The 19617-nt window shown below is 41.1% G+C and carries 18 protein-coding genes; 11 read left to right on the forward strand and 7 right to left on the reverse strand.

Features of this window, described 5'->3' with window-relative positions; translation table 11 throughout:
- Window positions 1-11 precede the first annotated feature (11 nt).
- From OGM63_RS28275 to OGM63_RS28305, 7 genes are all read right to left on the reverse strand, one after another.
- Window positions 12-578 carry a hypothetical protein gene (locus tag OGM63_RS28275; RefSeq protein WP_263749063.1) on the reverse strand — a complete coding sequence of 189 codons (567 nt, stop codon included), beginning with the start codon at window positions 576-578 and terminating at the stop codon, window positions 12-14.
- A gap of 259 nt (window positions 579-837) precedes the next feature.
- A complete protein-coding gene (locus tag OGM63_RS28280; protein ID WP_263749064.1) occupies window positions 838-3366 on the reverse strand; it encodes a DUF7925 domain-containing protein in 2529 nt (842 codons plus the stop codon).
- 975 nt (window positions 3367-4341) lie between these two features.
- Window positions 4342-5130 carry a recombinase zinc ribbon domain-containing protein gene (locus OGM63_RS28285; RefSeq protein WP_263749065.1) on the reverse strand — a complete coding sequence of 263 codons (789 nt, stop codon included), beginning with the start codon at window positions 5128-5130 and terminating at the stop codon, window positions 4342-4344.
- A complete protein-coding gene (locus OGM63_RS28290) occupies window positions 5048-5746 on the reverse strand; it encodes a recombinase family protein (RefSeq protein WP_263749066.1) in 699 nt (232 codons plus the stop codon). The genes OGM63_RS28285 and OGM63_RS28290 overlap by 83 nt, the downstream gene beginning before the upstream one ends.
- A 32-nt stretch (window positions 5747-5778) precedes the next feature.
- Window positions 5779-6369 carry a nitrogenase component 1 gene (locus tag OGM63_RS28295; protein ID WP_263749067.1) on the reverse strand — a complete coding sequence of 197 codons (591 nt, stop codon included), beginning with the start codon at window positions 6367-6369 and terminating at the stop codon, window positions 5779-5781.
- Window positions 6370-6516: 147 nt separating this feature from the next.
- Window positions 6517-6867: a Mo-dependent nitrogenase C-terminal domain-containing protein gene (locus OGM63_RS28300; protein ID WP_263749068.1), complete on the reverse strand. Its 351-nt coding sequence runs from the start codon at window positions 6865-6867 to the stop codon at window positions 6517-6519.
- A gap of 206 nt (window positions 6868-7073) precedes the next feature.
- On the reverse strand, window positions 7074-7337 hold the full coding sequence (locus tag OGM63_RS28305) for a nitrogenase component 1 (RefSeq protein ID WP_375340534.1): 264 nt from the start codon (window positions 7335-7337) through the stop codon (window positions 7074-7076).
- A gap of 47 nt (window positions 7338-7384) precedes the next feature.
- On the opposite strand from OGM63_RS28305, the gene xisF reads away from it, so the two are divergent.
- The 11 genes from xisF to OGM63_RS28360 all read left to right on the forward strand — a co-directional run bounded on the left by xisF (window position 7385) and on the right by OGM63_RS28360 (window position 19466).
- A complete protein-coding gene (xisF, locus tag OGM63_RS28310; protein WP_263749069.1) occupies window positions 7385-8953 on the forward strand; it encodes a fdxN element excision recombinase XisF in 1569 nt (522 codons plus the stop codon).
- Window positions 8954-9997: 1044 nt separating this feature from the next.
- On the forward strand, window positions 9998-11026 hold the full coding sequence (locus tag OGM63_RS28315) for a class I SAM-dependent methyltransferase (protein ID WP_263749071.1): 1029 nt from the start codon (window positions 9998-10000) through the stop codon (window positions 11024-11026).
- 155 nt (window positions 11027-11181) lie between these two features.
- Window positions 11182-13047, forward strand: coding sequence for a carbamoyltransferase family protein (locus OGM63_RS28320; RefSeq protein WP_263749072.1), 1866 nt, complete (start codon window positions 11182-11184; stop codon window positions 13045-13047).
- A gap of 18 nt (window positions 13048-13065) precedes the next feature.
- Window positions 13066-13470 (forward strand): SxtJ family membrane protein, encoded by a 405-nt coding sequence (locus OGM63_RS28325; RefSeq protein ID WP_263749073.1) that lies wholly within the window; start codon window positions 13066-13068, stop codon window positions 13468-13470.
- The gene (locus OGM63_RS28330; protein WP_263749074.1) at window positions 13470-13634 is read left to right on the forward strand and encodes a DUF5989 family protein; all 165 of its coding nucleotides are present in this window, start codon (window positions 13470-13472) and stop codon (window positions 13632-13634) included. Before OGM63_RS28325 ends, OGM63_RS28330 begins: the two co-directional genes overlap by 1 nt.
- Before the next feature lie 8 nt (window positions 13635-13642).
- On the forward strand, window positions 13643-14887 hold the full coding sequence (locus OGM63_RS28335; protein WP_263749075.1) for an SGNH/GDSL hydrolase family protein: 1245 nt from the start codon (window positions 13643-13645) through the stop codon (window positions 14885-14887).
- The gene (locus tag OGM63_RS28340) at window positions 14888-16528 is read left to right on the forward strand and encodes a glycosyltransferase family 39 protein (RefSeq protein ID WP_263749076.1); all 1641 of its coding nucleotides are present in this window, start codon (window positions 14888-14890) and stop codon (window positions 16526-16528) included.
- A gap of 189 nt (window positions 16529-16717) precedes the next feature.
- Entirely contained in the window at window positions 16718-17002 is a 285-nt protein-coding gene (locus tag OGM63_RS28345) for a hypothetical protein (RefSeq protein ID WP_263749077.1), read from the forward strand.
- Between the two features lie 7 nt (window positions 17003-17009).
- Window positions 17010-17609 carry an acyltransferase gene (locus OGM63_RS28350; protein ID WP_263749078.1) on the forward strand — a complete coding sequence of 200 codons (600 nt, stop codon included), beginning with the start codon at window positions 17010-17012 and terminating at the stop codon, window positions 17607-17609.
- An 84-nt stretch (window positions 17610-17693) separates the two neighbouring features.
- Window positions 17694-18728, forward strand: coding sequence for a class I SAM-dependent methyltransferase (locus tag OGM63_RS28355; protein ID WP_263749079.1), 1035 nt, complete (start codon window positions 17694-17696; stop codon window positions 18726-18728).
- 192 nt (window positions 18729-18920) lie between these two features.
- A complete protein-coding gene (locus OGM63_RS28360; protein WP_263749080.1) occupies window positions 18921-19466 on the forward strand; it encodes a chorismate--pyruvate lyase family protein in 546 nt (181 codons plus the stop codon).
- Window positions 19467-19617: the final 151 nt, after the last annotated feature.

A 19617-nucleotide genomic window follows, 5' to 3' on the forward strand; every position in this document is an offset into this window, starting at 1 on the left:
ATCTTGTTAACCTATTTAACCTGTACCTGATAGCTACCTTTAACAACACTCTTCGCTTCTACTGAAGGAATTAGCATCCGAACGTGTGTGTAAACACTTGCAGGTGCGGGTTTGGTTTCAACTTTCCCGTTGGGGAGAGTTACTTTAACAGTTGGATTTTCGACAAAACTGCGTCCACCATCAATGCTATAAGTCACTTTGGAATTGCTCTTAGCATCTGCACTTGTGGACTTCAACACAAATTCCATGCCTTTAGGAATAGGTTGATTAATAGTTAAATTCTTAACTTGTTTGTCGCTGATATTTTCGCCGCTAATTGTGTAACGCAATACATCTCCGGGCTGTACAGTCACTTGACCTTTCAGTGCTTGCCAGGATTTAGTTTGCTTTCCTTGTTGGTCTTGAGCAATTACTTGTTTTTCTGCATCAAGTTGTAGCTTAACTTGTTGTTGCTTTTGGACGTTTTGCGCGTTTACACTCGACTGAAAGAAATTCTTCGCTGTGGGTATTTGGGCAACTAAAGGGGCACTAGCGATTAATGCAACTGCTCCTAATCCTAATAGATAACTACGTTTCATAGAAAAGACCTTTTGAATTTGGAAAATACTTAATTGATTGATTGCAGACTTACTAGAGCTAATAAGGTGATGTGTCTTGAAGTTGCATAGAGAACAATACAGTTCAGGAATTGGTGGTAAAAAATCGTCTTTTGTAGAGACGTAGCAATGCTACGTCTCTGCGAGGATTTGGAACTAAACGGTATAGTCTCTCTTTATGGGAACGATAGAACAGTTGTAGAGACGTAGCAATGCTACGTCTCTACAATTGGGCACATCGCTAATTAACCTTACGTTGGAAGATAAATTCGCGCTTCTCACCAGGTGCGACAGAACCAGTTACAGTGTTCACGTACTTGGAGACATCGGTATCTGCGGTTGTACCAGTTTGGTCGATCGCAGAGTTTGCACCGCTCGCACCACTATAGAATTGAATTGTTGAAGCACCTGTATCTTTCGCTGTGCCAACAATGTTGCTGGTATCGATTTGACCGCTAATGTCGTTGTCTTTTGCCCAGTTATTCTTACCATCACCAGCAGTAGTGCTGAGGGTTCCATCTTCCACAATCACTACTTTGTCAGCTTTCAGGGTGACGTTACCAGTACCGGATTGGGCTTCGGAAATATTGCTGTAGCTGATGCGGTACTCAATAATGTTTCCAGGTGCAGGTTTCTTCGGATCGACACTAAATGTACCGTCAGTTCCTTGAACAGCAGGACCAGTTCCTGGAAGTACGCGAGATTCTTTGAGCAATTTCAAGAATCCAGTGTATACGCGATCGATGGTGATGTTCTTCGCAGTTTCAGCGCTCAGACCAGGTGTTGCATCATCTATGAATGCTGTAATGGGTACGGGGAAGCCTTTTGCTGTGTCGGTAGATAATGGTGTACCTGTCGGTAAATTAACTTCCACACCGTAGTTCACAGTTGCACCTGGTGCAACATTGGGAACGGTGATGTATTCAGTAGTTGCATCGATTGGCGATTGATCGCCTTTTGTTGCTGGATTGCCATCAGCGTCAAACACAAAGGTCGTTCCATCCCAGACATACTTCTTAGATTCTGATCCGTTGGTAATCGTGACTACGGTATCCACCGGTAAATCAGTAGCTGTTGCGGGTGGTGTGGGAACAAGCGAAATACTGCTGGGGTCAGTGCCGCTATTTTTAACTGTGTTAGTGAATGCTACTCCTGATGGGTCAATGGTATCACCTGGTTTCTTGTCGGCAGGTACGAATGAAGATTTGTTGGTGAAGTCGTCGTTGTTGCCTGTAAGACCAATTGCATCCGGTGCGCGATCGGGACCGTTTAAAACCGCAGATGGAACTGGTGTTGTGAGATCAAAGCTGTTGGCTTCACCTCCAGGTCCTGTACCACTGTTATTGTTACCTGTATCTGTACCTGTTGTGCCTAACTCGGCAGGGGTGTCAATCAAGCCGTCGGCAATTGTTGAAGGTGTATCGGGAATACCATCAGTGTTGGTATCAGTTGAACCAGGTGGAATTGTCCTACCATCGTAGTTACTTGGGTTTTGGTCACCGGATTCATCATAAACCGGGTTATCGGCGACACCATCACCGTTGGTATCCACGGGTGGTACTCCAGATGTTTGACCGAATAACTGAGCGATATTGTTAACTGTTAATGGTGCTGCTGTTCCAGCCCTGACTTTGACTTGAACATTAAAGCCATTGACTGTTTGTCCAGGTGCAACGGAGGTGACAACGCTTGGATCGTTGACAAAACCGATGCGGGTAACTGTGTTGAGGTTTGCAGGTGGTGTCAAACTCCAAGTTGCAGCATTCGCGTTGGTTCCAACTGGATTAATTGTGTATACAGCTTGCCAACCTGGAGGAGGTGTAGGTGCGACTGCAAGTTCTGTACCTGCGGGAATCGCGTCAGATACTAAGATACGCGTACCCAAGCCTTTGACTAGTGTACCAGCTAATGGTGCGGGAGTGATGCCATTTCCGGTGGGGTCATTTAACTCAACTCGCAGACTTAAACCGTAGGTTAATTTATCGTCGTCAATAAGTGGGGTTCCAGCGTTGTTGTAGTCGCTACGGGTTTTCAGAACTGTTGCGAGTGCGTAGGTTTTCACTGACTGGTTAACGGTTGCTTTCTGAGTTGCACTTGCTTCACGGACTCCGTTTACAGGTATACCATCAACTTCTCCAGGAGCTCCTCCGTTGGGGTTATCAACGGTGTAAACGTCACCACCATTCGGGTCTCTAGCTTGGTTTTGCGCGTCACCTGGGGTATCACCAAGGGTAACGTTGATGATATCGTTAGCTTGTGCGCCAGCTTGGACAGTGACTGGTACGCGAACTTGAACTGAGCCACCAGCAGGAATAGAAAGCGTAATTAATTCACTTCCAGAGATTGGTGTGAAGGTTGTACCACCATCTGTGCTGACTTCCAAAGTGCCAGCAACACCGGGACCTGTGACTTTTGCCAAGTTGGGAATACGGAATTTGCTGGGGTCGTTACCAACGTTTGTAATTGTGTAACTATAATTAACTATATCGCCGACTGACACTGGAGTTGCTGGAGTGGAATCTGTAACGCCCGATGCAGTAACGGTGATACCTGCTACCTCTGCCACTGTCACCACAACAGTGTTAGAGGTAGTATTTATTTTTGTACCTGGGTCTAATGGGTCTTCGTAGGTTGCAGTCGCGGTGTTGCTAATAGATTCACCCGCTTTGGTTCCTTCTGCTAGTACTGGCGCTACAAATTGGAATAAGCTGTTAGCAACTAATACTGCTGTGACTAATGAGCGATAGGATTTTGATCGTTTTTTATTCACGTTTGGATTGGCTTTTTTTCTAGAGTCGTTCATGTTTTTTGTTAACTTACTGATGAGAACGATCTCCTACTTTCGCAGCAGGAGTTGATGCAATACTGCTCTGTTCAGTTCATCTAATATCTGTGAAATAATTTTCACAGCGAGAAGCTGAAGCTTGCTGGGAAAAAGACAAGCAAAGCTATTGACTTAAGTTGATATATCCTACTTGGAAGCTATTTTTAATGAATTTGCTGAAGACATATCTTGATTTATTTGAGAGTTATAAAAACTCTATTTTGGAAGATATTCTCACATTCGATAATTTGAAAAAAATGAAGCTTTTACTTTTCTTTATTTATCATTTAGGAACGCCATTGTACTAATTAAATCTAAGACAAATTTCTGGCATCTGCCCTCAGTAGGAATACTAAAAAAAAGTTAATTTATGGCTTGTTGTACCACAATTAGGACAACTGGAGTTTAGAGTCAGGAGTGCAAAACTCCAAACCTTTACAGCGATTGATATAGGTTAAATATAAGCGCACCCAGCCAAAACTTGAGGAGGGAATTTATAGTACCTTTGAACTAAATATGTCGCCAGGGGAATCAAGGATACGATCGCCTATGATAGCTGGAATGCGATCGCCCAAAACCAGACCTGAATATTTAGCCATAAATCAGCATTTCGCCAGTAAGCACATAATTAACGTTTTTGTCAATCTCTATTATTAGCCGCTCTCAGAGCATTGCTGAATTAAAAACAAATACCTTGGCTGAGTTCGTAGAGAAAAAAAGCGCTCCTGCTGATTCGTTCGCTGCTAACAGAAAAATTTCAGCCAACAAATAACCTAAAAACATCGCTACAGAATGTTTTATGACTTCAACACATTCTCAAAAAGTGCTAAAAATGCTCAACGAAAGGTTACTCGAAGCTTATGAAAGATACTACGGAGACTTGAAGGTTGGGAATATGTCTCCCGAAGAATTCATCAAAACCTACGGACGCATCGAGGATAGGGTTAATGGCAATTTAAAAGTAGGAGTTATAGTCCCCGACGAATCCACCTCAACCTTCTCTAGGAACTCAGCTAACGCTGATTGCAGTTCCGAGTCATGCAATGATTCCCAAAACGTAGCTTGAGAGGCAATCGTTATTTTTCTCTTGGCATTCTCAAAGGCATCCCTGTCAACAATTCTCACGGGGGTTGATAGGGTACTAATCGTTACCTCTATTTTGGCGATCGCTTGAATTATGTCTGGGTTGGTGCTGCGAAGTCCCCGCAGAACGGACAATTCATTGGTTAAGTTCTCAATTTCTTTGGTATTAATGACCTGCATTGTTGTTGACTGAGTTTCTAGATGCTCGATTAAATTCGGTGCATTTTCAGATAAAGCAGCGATCGTCTTGGCTATTATTTCCCGCAGTCGGGTACATTTGGAATTTTCGCAGTGATACTTTCCAGGTTTGTTGTAATTAACGCAGCGCATGTACTCAGTTCTTGTTTTGTGTCGGGAAAAGTTACGATACATACCTCCTCCACAATGGGCACATTTAATTAAGCCTGCGAGTGGATAATCTCCACGGGTTGATTTTGCAGAACTCCGATACTTCCTATTCGCTGACAACTTACGTTGGATTGCGTCTACTGTTGCTGAGGTAATTAAAGCTTCGTGGGTGTTAAAATTTATGATTGGTTCCCGATTAATACCTTTTTTTTTTGATAAAATAAGCTGTATGCCCTTGCAATGCCAGGTTTTTGACCCAATCTCGCAAGCCTGCGACACTAAAAACTACTTCATATTCGCTGTAAATATAATCGCAAACATCCTTAAGCGATCGCATCGACAGCGTTAAATCGATAATAATCTTGGCTAGTTCAAAGTAAGTTTTCCCCGATTTTTCGTGAATATTTTTATTAGGAGTTAACCGATGATTCTCGTCTTTGCCATATCCAAATGGAGGAACGCAAAACTTTAGTTGTTGACGAAAATAATTATTTCCATGCCTAATCCTCTGGGATAACAGCCTTGATTCAAATTCTGCCAACCCGGACATTTGATTGATACTAAACCAGCCAAAAGGGGAATTGGGGTCAACAGGTGCATCCAATACCCGTAGATTGACATTATGCTTAACGAAAATGTCGATCGCCTTATGAATGCTAATAACACTCCTACCCAGGCGATCGATGCGAGTTATGATAATTTCGTCAACTTGGTTTTGTTGTGCCAACTTAAGCAACTCGTTATACTGTTTCCTCCCATCGTTGCGTCCCGACTCAATATCTATCAATACTTCCGTTGCACCTGCCGTTTTTAATCGAGCTATTTGTTGATTTAGTGCGTCAAACTCCTCAGCTTGTTCTTGTGTGCTAACGCGGGCGTAACCGTAAACTCTCATGGGAATCCGTTAGAATTAGTCTCAAAATCATATCACAAAAGGTGTAGTAATGAGTGCTCTGGTTCACCTGTACCAACAACGTATTCTAATAAAGCTTCACCGCCAAAGCGATTACCGAGATTTTTGCTACCAATAAATCCTGGGGAAACTACGGGGACAACAGGCTTTCCTGTTTTCTCAGCCGCAGCTTTGCAAACTGCATCGATATCATCGCCAGTTAAAGCGGGGACACAAGTAGTATAGACAAATATCGCCGTCGGGTTGTAGCGTTGTTGCAATTCTAAAATGGCTTTGTAGAGCTTTTTTTCGCCACCGAAGATGACATCATTTTCGGTTAAATCGGTGGTGAAACCCATTTTGTAAAGTTGAGGACCACTAGACAGACTACCACGACTTCCCCAAGAATTACCAGCGCAGGCGATCGGACCGTGGACTAAATGAGCAGCATCAGTAATTGGCACTAGGGCAATCATTGCACCATCAAAAGCGCATCCCCCTTGAGCAGCTCCTGGTTGTGCTTGTTGTGTGCAAGATTTATTTTTCTTTTCTCCATGTTTCTGGCTATTATGTTCGCATCCGGTTTCACTGAGCAGCTCGTTAATTTTGCCTTGGGTAATTTTCATTTCATTCCTCGCGCTGGATGGAAGTTGTGAGTAGTTAATTGTTGAGTGGAGCGTTGGAGCGTTGGAGCGTTGTTGGGTGGAGCGTTGTCAAAAACAACTAACTCTTAACTTCCGTACAGACGTTCCGGCGGAACGTCTCTTCAACTATTAACAAATATATTTTGTGACATCTTCGCCACAAACATCAGTAAGATAAGATAAGGCACGGAAACGCAATCCGATAAACTCATCGTATAAGGGATTAAGTTTGCACAGTGGCGGGATGTGTAAAGTCCGTCCAAATAAGTTTATGCTTCGCTCAAAGGGGCAACCGCAAGGAATGATTTGGCAGATTAAATGAGCGATGCGAGCATTTTTAACTTCAGCGTTATCCACCAGTCGGCGCAAAGGATATAAAATATCAAATGAGCCAGGTTTCTTATACTTGGGTGGACGTAAGTTAGGGTGGGGATGAGTGTGACTGTGATTGTGTTCGTGAGCGGGAGTTATAGATTTCATAATAGAAACCTCAAGAAATAGTTAAAAGGAAAAAGGAAAAGTAGGTGCTGGGGAGTTGTTAGTGGATAGTGGATAGTGGTTAGTTGTTAATTGTTATTTGCTCGTTGACGGTTAACAATCAACATTTATCCACTAACTACGCTCCCACTACCCACTACCCAGTCACCTTACTCCTTTTCCTTTTGTGGCACGCGAAGATGAAATTTCTAACGAATTAAGTCGTAAGAAATATCAGTTTTAGAAGGAATGTTGGTGTTCTGATCGATGTCCTCGAACACGGTATTAACAACCCAACTGAGCAAGTTGATCACACCTTGATAACCGACGGTGGCGTAACGGTGCATGTGGTGACGATCCATGATGGGATAGCCGATGCGAACCAGGGGAACTTTGCAATCGCGCCACAGGTACTTACCGTAGGAGTTACCGATGAGCAAGTCTACGGGTTCGGTGAACAGCAGAGACCGCATGTGCTCACTATCAGGTAATATTTAGATATTGCTGTGAGGTGCGGTATATGGAAGTTTGGGCTTATGCGAGGGTATCGACTGACGAACAAGCGGAGGATGAAGGAGCGTTAATTAAACAGATGCGTCGTTTGCGGAGTGCTGGAGCCACGAAAATATATTACGATGTCGAGAGTCGTACTAGCGATAAGCGCAAAGGTCTTTTGCAGTTAATTGAGGATGTGGACGCTAAGGCATTTGGTAAAGTCTCAAAGTTGTTATTTATCCGCATCGACCGTTTAACGTCGTCATCAATAATGTTTTATCGGTTGATGGATGCTTTAAAGAAAAAGGGTATTCAACCGACAGCAATTGATGAGCCGTTTGAGATGTCGAGTATTGGTGGAGAATTAACAATTGATGTGCGGTTAGCAGCAGCGAAGTATGAGGTGAAAATGTTAGCGATGCGGGTAAAAAAGGAACGCGAAACTCGCAAGACGAATAAAAAGCCCCACTGGAACGCACCATTAGGGTACATAACAGATGGACAGAAGTACGTCAAAGATAATCGTCCGTGCATTTGCTTAATTGCGAATAAGTCAGAAATGAATGTTTCCCAATTGGCGCGATTTGTATTTGATATTTTTTTTAGTGTGGGTACAGTGTCAGAGACTGCTAGACAATTGCATGATATTTTTGGAATTCAGGCTCAGGCAGTTTCCAAATCAAAAAATAACAGAAATAATGTACTTGGAGAAATCGAAGAAATAGCCATTGAAAATATTAATAAAACTCGTGGTTCTGGACTAAATCTGCGTTATCCGCACACGGGATTGAAATGGTCAATTTCTGGTTTGCGATCGCAGCTGGTAAATCCCATCTATGCAGGGGGAACAGCATATGATACAGTGCAGTACAGCGGTGGGCATCGCAAGCCCTTTGATGAGTGGAAAGTTGCCTGGGAAACTCACGATGAAATTATTATTACCCGTGAGGAACACGAGCGGGTAAAAAGGATGATTCGCGAAAATCGCAATAATCGCTGGGCAAACGAACAAAAATACACCAACGTATTTGCTAATCTAGTTAAATGCGCTCATTGTGGGGCTGCTTACAGTCGCCAATCGAAGAAATTGGTAAAACGCACCGGATTAATTCGCCATCATTACCAATGCAGTTTTTACCGCACTGGAGCTTGCCAGAACAAGCGGATGATTTCTAATGATGAACTAGAAAAGCAAGTCATCGAATGGTTGGTACGGGAATCTGAAAGGTTAGCAGCACTAGTAGAGCAAGAAGTTCAGGTTACAGAAGAACCCGCAGAAGTTAAAACCCTGCGAGCATCTTTGAATACCCTCGATGCTTTACCATCAAATCCAGCGATTGAAAAAGCGAAGGAAGATATTTTGAGCCAGATTGCGGATGCGTTGGCATTGCCCGCCGCAGGCATCGCTACCACAAGCGAAACCTCCAAACAATACCTAATTGCCAAAGAACGGATTGTTTTCGCATTTTCAAACCAGAGGTATTGGCAAAGTCTAGAACCGCAAGATAAACAAGCTTTACTTAAAGGATGTATAAGAAAAATAACGGTAGATGGTAACAAAGTCATTGCGGTAAAATTGCTGCATTTATATTAAGCTAGTATACTTTGGCGTAAATAAAGCTACCATCTTAAAGGTAAAAAAGTTGCAGCATAAGTTTTCTTTATTTTTACTTTTTACTTTTGCCTTGTTTACTACGCAGCTTTCGACTTGCGGGGTTTAGGTTTGTCCTATTTTTGTTGTTGTATTGGAACTTGTTTTTTTTGTAGCAGTGCCTCGCGTTTCTCAAACTCAATTACAGTACGAGCAACTAATTCTGCTAGGGTTTCACGTTTCATAGTTGATGTTTATCGCTTCTTTCACGATAACTACGAAGTCAAAAACTTCTGTTAGCTATGAGCTTTTTTGATTGCTACATATTTGCAGATTGCGCTCTAATCAAATACAGGTAGATACTACCAAGTGCTACGTCTCTACGACATTTTTTAATTTCATAGATGTCTAATGAGCTATTTGTTCCAGGGTGCGATACATACATTAAATAATTTTAGATACATAATCAATTTTTATTTTCTGAATATTATGTAAAAAACTATAACCATAACTTATGTTTGATGAATAAGTATAAACTAGCAGCCCAAGGGGGGTTGACAAAATACTAAATTCTCTGATGAGGTATAAAAGTTATCTTTCTCTGAGATTTGGAATGTTCTAGTATCGCAAGGCAGAAGTCATGCATTCAAAAGTAAAAAGTAAAAAAGCTTATAGGGCAGACTTTTTGTCGATTTTGAATGAGTGGTTTATTTACGCGCCCGCTTTAATAGTATATTTAGTGTGAAAACCAAACTTAATTATTGTTTGGAAGCATTACCGGGCAATATTTTCAGAAAACTATGAGCAAAAATTGCTTACATGGCTTTTTGTACCTATTGGTGATTAAAATTTTTCCATTTTCAACTAATGCTCAAGTTTTATTAGTGTTTTTTCTGACGATTGTCTTAGCAACGCTGTTTAAATATTTGAAAAATTTTCAAATATTTAAACAGCTTATATAACCCCACCTTGAATTTTGGAACACTAATAGCTTGACAGGGCTAATCTCCTTGATTTATGCTCCATTCAGTTCTGAGGTATCTTTAAATGAAGAAAATCACTGCTACAGTCTACGACACAGTTGACCCATACCAGAGGGTTACAGATGTGGTTCATGAAGCTTGGAAAGCTAGAGATAAAGAAGTCTGGACTAACAACATTCAGGATTTGATTACACCTGATACAGTCATTCTTGATGCTGGATGTGGACTAGGAAGATTACTTCCTCGTTTTTGGTCAGCTAAAAAGATTGTTATGGTTGAACCAGATCGCAAGAGATTCTTACACGCTTCAGTGGTAGCCAAGTGTCTAATCAACGAAGACCAAGAGCTACTAGAAAAATTACAGGATGATGGCTTTGTACAAACCGATGAATACGATCGCTTGCTCCAAGAAATCAATTCATCACCACTAAAAAGTGAGAAAGTCCATCTCCTCAATGATGTAATGCAAAGCAAAGCAATATCGCAATATGAGACTTTTGATTTGATCGTTTGTTCGCACATTTGGGAACATATTTCTTTGGACATTATCCAAGAGAGTCTTGCTGCTTTTTATAACTTTCTGAAACCGAACGGCTCTTTAGTGATATTTGCTTGTAAGTCTGCCATTCTCTATCACTTAGGTGCCACAAAAGAGTTTGCTCAAGGATATACTCTGATTACACGAGAAGAATTTTTCGATATTTGTAAAAATGGGCATTCCAAAGGGTTAGGAATTCGATACATGCCCTTTGATATGTTGCAAAGTCTCCTTGCCAATCCGTTTAATCCGACATTGCAAGAGACTTTTGGAGATGAGTTTAAATCTCAATCAGAATTTTATCAACTTCCGGCTACACCCCTATTTACCATCAAGCAATGGGAGGCATATCATTCTGAATTTTATACTCATGAAAACATGCAGGTCGGTACATATATCGAAGTCCCGCAAATTCAAGCCCGTTTATATCTACCAATCAAACCAATCCAGAGTGTTGCTGAGATATTAGACCTTGAACAGCAAGTCAATCAAAATGAGACGTTAAAGAAGATGTATTTGAATGATATAGTCGTGGTTGCCAAAAAAAATTGTTAAGTAAGTCGGCACAATAAAACGAAACTGTGTGAAGAAAAGTAAACAAGGCTCAAATCCTTTTTGCCCCAGCACGCGCTGCCTTAACAAGGGCGATAATTATTTACGCCGAACTACTGATCATTTGAGCAGGTGTCAATTACCCATGATTTGTGAAAATGCAGATTCTCGGAATTTCAGCCTACTATCACGATAGCGCCGCCGCTTTAGTTGTTGATGGTGAAATTGTTGCCGCAGCCCAGGAAGAACGTTTTTCTAGGAAAAAACACGATGCGAAATTTCCCATTGGGGCGATCGCTTACTGTTTAAAAGAGGCAGCCACCACCTTACAAGATATCGATCAAATTGTTTTTTACGACAAACCATTAGTCAAATTTGAGCGTCTGCTGGAAACTTATTTAGCCTATGCGCCAAAGGGATTAAGCTCGTTTATCACAGCCATGCCCATCTGGCTCAAAGAAAAGCTTTACCTCAAGACACTCTTAAGAAAAGAACTGGCAAAACTCGCAGAGTGCAAAACTTCCCAATTGCCCCCTGTATTATTTACCGAACATCACCAAGCCCATGCGGCTTCTGCCTTTTTTCCCAGCCCTTTCGAGCGGGCTGCCGTTTTGTGCTTAGATGGGGTAGGAGAGTGGGCAACCACTTCCGTCTGGCTAGGATTGGGACATCAACTCACACCCCAATGGGAGATTGATTTTCCCCACTCCCTCGGTCTGCTGTATTCTGCCTTCACCTACTACATCGGGTTCAAAGTTAACTCCGGTGAGTACAAACTCATGGGTTTAGCTCCTTACGGCGAACCCAAATATGTAGACCAAATTCTCAACCATCTATTGGATCTCAAAGAAGATGGCACTTTTCGGTTGAACATGGACTACTTTAACTACAGTGTGGGGTTAACCATGACCAACCAAAAATTCCATGCTTTGTTTGGAGGTCCACCACGCCAAGGAGAAGGAAATCTTACTCAAAAAGACATGGATCTGGCAAGTTCCATCCAAAAGGTCACGGAAGAAGTAGTACTGCGTTTGGCAAAAACTGTCAAAAAAGAGCTGAATGTAGACTATTTATGTTTAGCTGGTGGTGTCGCCCTCAACTGCGTAGCCAATGGAAGGATTGTCAGAGAAAGCGAGTTCAAAGATATTTGGATTCAACCGGCAGCCGGAGACGCTGGTGGTGCGGTAGGAGCAGCCTTAGCTATTTGGCATCAGTACCACGAAAAACCACGCACCCCAGGAACAGGCGATGCTCCTAAAGGAGCCGCCAAGGGCGATCGCATGAAGGGTAGTTATCTCGGTCCAAGCTTTACCACCGCAGAGATTATTGAGTCTCTCAACACCCTTGATGCCCGTTACCAGCAACTCGACGATCGCGAACTCATGCCTCGTCTAGCAGAAATTTTAGAACATGGTAACGTCGTCGGTTGGTTCTCTGGACGGATGGAGTTTGGACCGCGTGCTTTGGGAGGACGTTCTATTATTGGCGATCCCCGCAGTCCCAAAATGCAATCGGTCATGAACCTGAAAATTAAATATCGCGAGTCCTTCCGTCCATTTGCCCCTTCGGTGTTAGCCGAAAGAGTCTCGGACTACTTTGACATTGACCGTCCTAGCCCCTATATGCTGTTGGTAGCGCCAGTCAAAGAAAAACTCCATATTAAAATGACCCAGGAGCAGGAGCAACTATTTGGGATTGACAAATTGAACATTCCTCGTTCCCAAATTCCAGCGGTAACACACGTCGATTACTCTGCTCGCATTCAAACTGTTCACAAAGAAACTAATTCTCGCTACTACGAATTAATTCGTCATTTTGAGGCTCAAACTGGCTGTGCGGTACTCGTGAATACTTCCTTTAATGTGCGTGGTGAACCCATTGTTTGTACTCCAGAAGATGCCTATCGATGTTTTATGAGAACGGAGATGGACTATTTGGTGATTGAGAATTTATTGTTAGCCAAATCAGAACAACCAAAAGGCAATTTTGATGAGTCGTGGAAAACAGAATTTGAATTAGATTAGCTGGCGAAAAATTCACCTATGCACGAGATAATAGAACTTGATAAAAAAGGTTTGCGTGAATTTGGACTCATTGGTGGTGCCATTGTAGCGGTTGTATTCGGTTTTGTATTACCAATATTACGCCATCATTCGCTGTCAATTGTGCCGTGGATCATCGCTCTCGTACTCTGGGTTTGGGCAATAGTTGCACCAGCGACTTTAAATGTTGTTTACCAAATCTGGATGAGGATTGGACTGGTTTTAGGCTGGATACAAACACGAATTATTTTAGGGGTTTTATTTTATGCAATGCTTACCCCAATGGGACTGATCCGTCGGTTGTGGAATCGAGACCCAATGATGCAGCGGTTTGAGGCAAACTTGCCTAGTTATCGTCAATTGAGTCAGCTAAGAACTAAAGAAAGTATGGAGAAAACATTCTAATGCTAAAAGACACTGTGGATTTTCTTAAAGACCTGGGTGGATTTGTCAAAGAGCGGCAAAACTACTTGTTGATTCCCCTGATTATCACTCTGGTATCCTTGGGTGCGTTGATTGTCTTCGCTCAATCTTCAGCGATCGCACCATTTATTTACACGCTATTTTGAGGAGCCAGATGACTAAATTGAATCGCTGGGCAACCGTAGCGTTAACAGCAGTATTAATTCTCACCGGGTTGCTTGTTGGTTTGGGAATCATAGAAATTGGCTTACGCATTGCGGGGATTGAATACCCGGCATTTTATGTTGTTGATGAACATAGAGGTTGGGTAGGGCAACCGAATGTTTCTGGGTGGTATCGCACTGAAGGTGAATCCTATGCCCAGTTTAACTCTGATGGCTTTCGCGATGGAAAACACACCAAAGTTAAACCAGAAAATACCCTCAGAATAGCGCTGCTGGGAGACTCGATGGTAGAGGCTTTACAAGTGCCATTCTCACAAGGTTTTGGGGCAATAACGGAACGCGAATTAAGTACTTGCCCAACTTTGGCTGGGCAGAAGGTAGAAGTGATTAACTTTGGGATTAGTGGTTATGGAACAGCCCAAGAACTAATTACCCTACGGGAGAAAGTCTGGAACTATTCACCTGATATAGTATTGCTGGCTTTTTTAACTTTAAACGATGTTATTGACAACTCCCATAGTCTGAGCCAGAAACTGGAGTTTGATCAATTATTTTCACTCAGACCGTATTTTATCATGAAGAACGGTAATCTAGTCTTTGATACCACAGAGAACGATCGCTCAAAGAATTCATGGTGGAACAAAAATTATGCCAAAATAAAAAGTCACTTGCGGATTTTACAGCTTTTTAACCAGCTACGAACTGATTTTAGGGGTCTTCCTACGGTCAAAAAATCGACAGTCAGGGACTTGCAGTCAATTGGTGTCGAAGAACGGGTTAAACTTTTATCTTGGGGTCACGATGTCTACAAACAACCTACTGACCCTGACTGGCAGCAAGCGTGGCAAGTCACAGAGGGATTAATTAGCTTAATGCACCATGAGGTAATTGCCAAGGGAGCAGATTTTACAGTTGTTACCTTGAGCGGGTTTGCTCCAGTTTATCCCGATCCTTCAGTGCGCCAACAATATATGCAAGCATTTGGTGTGACTGATTTGTTTTATCCAGAGAAGCGGATTACAGATTTGGGTGAGAAATCCGGGTTCAGTGTGCTTAATCTGGGAGAACCTTTTCAGGCTTATGCCGATCAGAATAAAGTTTGCGTAAGCGGATTTGCCAAGACTGGTCTCTGTGGAGGGCATTGGAATGCCGTGGGACATGAACTGGCAGGAAAAATGATTGCTTCTAAGCTGTGTGAAAAACTTACTTCTATAGCTAGCAATCAGGTGCAATAAATGGATAAGCCGCAATTACTAGCTTCATCAAATCCCCCAACTTGGTTAAAAATCTTAGTAATAATCATCATCGGGTTAGGCATTTTCTTTCGCTTTGCCCATCTAGGGCAAAAAATATACTGCTGTGATGAATCTTGGACATCCGTAGCAATTTCTGGGCACACGGTAGCCGAGCTAAGACAGGAAGTTTCTCATCATCAAGGCACAATTCCTATTACCACCTTCGACAAATATCAACACATTAATCCAGAGCATGGTGTGGCTGATACAGTCAATTACTTAATCACCTCAGACCCACAGCATCCCCCATTGTATTATGTAATGGTCAGATTGTGGGCGCAAGTATTTGGAGATTCGCCTACCGGGGTGAGGAGTTTATCAGCACTCATCAGTCTGTTGATATTTCCCAGCGTGTATTGGCTGTGTTTAGAGTTGTTTGAGTCACCAGTTGTGGGGTGGGTTGCGATGGCATTAATTGCCGTTTCTCCCTTGCATCTCTTCTTTGCTCAAGAAGCACGTCAATACAGTTTGTGGATGGTAGAAATTTTAGGTTCGAGTGCTGCTTTATTACGAGCTATCAGACAAGAAAATAAAGTAAATTGGGCTGTGTATACCCTCACCTTAGCCTTAGGATTATACACCCATTTATTCACAGTTTTAGTAATGATAGCTCATGGGATTTATGTAGTTATTCAACAACAGTTTCGCTTTACCAAAACCTTCCTCAATTATTTACTTGGTACGATTGCTGCCTTCTTAATGCTTTCACCCTGGCTGATTGTGCTCATCACCCACATTCGCACAGCACTAGAGCTAACTTCAGGGTGGGCAATAAAAAGAATAGATAATCCTTTCGAGCTAATCGCTATTTTTCTGATTCGAGTTACCCGAACATTTTTCGATCTTAATTTAACTTCAGATATATTTGCGTTTAATAGTTTGGCTGTGGAAGGTGATTTATTTTATAGTATTACTGCATTAATATTCAGTTTATTTTTGATTGTTTACTTGATATTATTTTTCGTAAAATTTGTTCAAAATAAAACAAGTTTATTAATGTTTTTATTGGGAGGATTTCCTAGTCTATTGTTAGTGATATATGACCTGCTTTTTGGAGGAAGTCGCTCCCTTCAAGTTCGCTACCAGTTGCCTTTATATCTCAGCCTAGAAATTCTTGTAGCTTATGTTTTAGCTTTCTATATTTTCCAAGAACAGACTTGGCGGCAAAAAATCGGTCAATTTATGATAACGGGATTATTAATCGCCGGGTTGGTTTCTGATGTCACGTTTTTTCAAGCTGAGAATTGGTGGACGCAATCAGAAAGTCAATTTATCAAAGAAACATCTCAAGTTATCAGTAAATCAGAGAAAGCTTTACTGGTAATTAATGACTCTCCTGTTAATTTAGGAGGAATTCTAACCTTAAGTCGTCATTATTTACCAAAAGTTCGCCTACTGCCAATAGCAGATAGTGAACTGCTGCCGATTTCTAATGAATATAACCAGATTTTCTTTATGCAAAATAATAGCAGTCTATTTCATCAACTGGAGCAGGATAAAAGCTATCACTTCAAAGTAATTAAAGTACTTAATCCGCCACCTGGAGGTTTGTGGCAATTCGACAAAGTTGAAAAATTGTGAACACTATAACGGGTTGCACTTGGATACAATACAGAACCTCACCCCGTCCGTTTCCGGACACCCCTCTCCTTTATAAGGAGAGGGGAAGGGGTGAGGTTTTATGTACCTCGAATTTAAAATTATTCACATACATTGAATTTTCTCGCCGACTTATCTAGATAAAATTCTAACAAAAGGGTAAAAGTAAGCATGAATTCAAAATTGCAAGTTTTTCTGGATAGGATGAAAAATTACTATCACTGGTCGAACAAAATTGAGGTTGCAAAAGAATCTGTCTTCCACTGCGCGGGATATATATTAAGAACAAGAATCGCAATTCAAGGAGTCGATAACAATCTGAATATTGCGGAAAATGCAAGGATATTGAATTACGACATTGTGATCAAAGGCAGCGGTAATAGCCTAGAGATTGAAAGCGATTGCGTTGTTAATGGCAATCATGTATCCTTGACAATGTGGGATGAAGGATATTAATACAACCATGAATAAGAGTTTTAGTGAATTTATGAATTGGCGGCAAAGCAAGCGTCAGTGGTATGACAAAGTGGGGGTTAATCGACGGATCGATATTAAAGGAACTAACAACCGCATTATCATTGCAAGTGGGACAAAGCTTCGCAATCTCAAAATTGTCATTCATGGGAACGACAATCTACTTTCCATCGGGAAAAATTGCGATATCAATGGGTTTATGGAAATGTCGGGTAATGGTAATGAAATTATACTCGGCAGTCGAACAGAGATTTCCGAGAATGTGCGTCTGCTTGCACATGGAGGAAAACGAATCAAAATTGGTGAGAGGTGTATGATAGCTGATTCGACTGAGATCCGTACAACAGATAGCCATTCGATTTTGAATGCGGAAGGCGATCGCATTAACCCTGATGAGAGTATCGAAATAGGCGATCGCGTTTGGATCACCCGCGAGGTGATGGTGTTAAAAGGTGCGGACATCGGTTCTGATACGGTGATTGGTCCGAGATCAATTATTACTAAAAAAGTTCCATCTAATGCACTTGCCATAGGCATTCCTGCCAAGGTAGTGCGGACAAACATCACCTGGTTGGTCGAATCGATATAGTGGTGTACCCGTCGGTTCTATACTAAGTATTGACTAAAGCTTCTCAATTTAGATTCTGTTTCAACACCATTGAGGTATCTTTAAATGAATAAAATTACTGCTACTACCTACGAAACAAATTTTTCAAAAGGGGTTGCATCTCTGGCTGATGAAGCTTGGAAAGCTAGAGATGAAGAAGTCTGGGTTAATAACGTTCAGGATTTGATCACCGATGATGGAGTTATTCTTGATGCTGGATGTGGACTAGGAAGACTACTTCCTCGTCTCTGGTCAGCTAAAAAGATTGTCTTGGTTGAACCAGATATCAAGAGATTTTTGCACGCTTCAGTGGTAGCCAAGTGTCTAATCAAGGAAGACGAAGAACTACTAAAAAAATTATTACAGTATAATGACTTTCTACAAACCGATGAATACGATCTTTTGCTCCAAGAAATCAATTCATCACCACTAAAAAGTGAGAAAGTCCATCTGCTCAATGATGTAATGCAAAGCAAAGCAATATCGCAATATGGGACTTTTGATTTGATCGTTTGTTCACACATTTATGAACATATTTCTTTGGACGTTATCCAAGAAAGTATTGCTGCTTTTTATAACTTTCTGAAACCAAACGGCTCTTTAGTGATATTTGCTTGCAAGTCTCCCATTCTCTATCACTTCCGTGACGATAAAGAGTTTAATAATCAACTTATTCTGATTACACGGGAAGAATTTTTCGATATTTGTAAAAATGGACATTCCGCAGGGTTGGGGATTCGATACATGCCATTTGATCTGTTCCCAACCCTTCTTGCCAACCCGTTTAATCCCACATTGCAAGAGACATTTGGAGATGAGTTTAAATCTCAATCAAAATCTTATCAACTTCCAACTTCACCGCTATTTACCATCAAGCAATGGGAGGCATACCATTCTGAGTTTTATACTCATAAAACCATGCAAGTCGGCACATATATCGAAGTCCCGCAAATTCAAGCCCGTCTCTATCGACCAATCAAACCAATAGAGAGTGTTGCGGAGATATTAGAACTTGAACACCAAGTCAATCAAAATGAAATGTTAAAGAAGATGTATTTGAATGATATGGTCGTGGTTGCTAAGAAAAAAAATGGTGATTAGACATAGGTGTGAAAAAGAATGTAGAGACTATTCTGTGCTACGTCTCTAGAAAGGTTTTAGATAAGACATATTTAATTTTTGGAGATGTCTATTAAAATCCATAAAAGTGAGACAAAATCTTTTTTAATCTAAAATCTCCAAAGTATTTCAAGCTACATAGCAATGCCAAAAATATAAATTGAAGCGAACCAAATGAAAAACGATTTGCAGAAAACGTTAAAACACAATCATATAGATTTGTCTAATCTTAGCTATTTACAAAGAATTATCTTGATCACCGATGGAACCTTGACAGACATATTAGAAGCGTATTTATTAGAACATATTGAAGTCTTAAAGGTTTCCGAAAAAGTAGAAGTTACTACCAAAGAGATTCCGATATTAGAGTTAGAAGCCGGTAGCGAAATCATTGATAGAAGAATATTTTTACAAGGAAAAAATAGTAAAAAAAATTACCTTTATGCCGAATCAAAAATTGTTCTTGGAAGACTAGATGAAGATTTCAAAAATGGATTATTGAAATCTCAAACACCGATAGGTCATCTTTGGTTAAAATTCCGATTGGAAACTTTTAAAGAGATTATTGATTCCGGCAAAGAACCTGTTAATGAACTGTCTGCTTATTTTCTAGATACGGAACCAAAAGACCAATTGCTTTTTCGTACTTACCGTGTTTTTTCTAATCGGAAACCTATCATGATGATTACAGAAAAATTTCCGCAAAGCTACTTTATCTGAAATATTCACTTTTGAGTCAATCAAAAAGCTTGGATATAAGTGCCTGATTCAATGATATCGACTACCACTTCTTTCTTAAACTATTTGTGGACAGAGTTATGAATTTTTTATGGGCAGAGAAACAAGTTCAATTACAAAGATAGATGAAGAA

This window comes from Plectonema radiosum NIES-515, from assembly GCF_025753815.1.
GTDB classification, from domain to species: domain Bacteria; phylum Cyanobacteriota; class Cyanobacteriia; order Cyanobacteriales; family Nostocaceae; genus Hassallia; species Hassallia radiosum_A.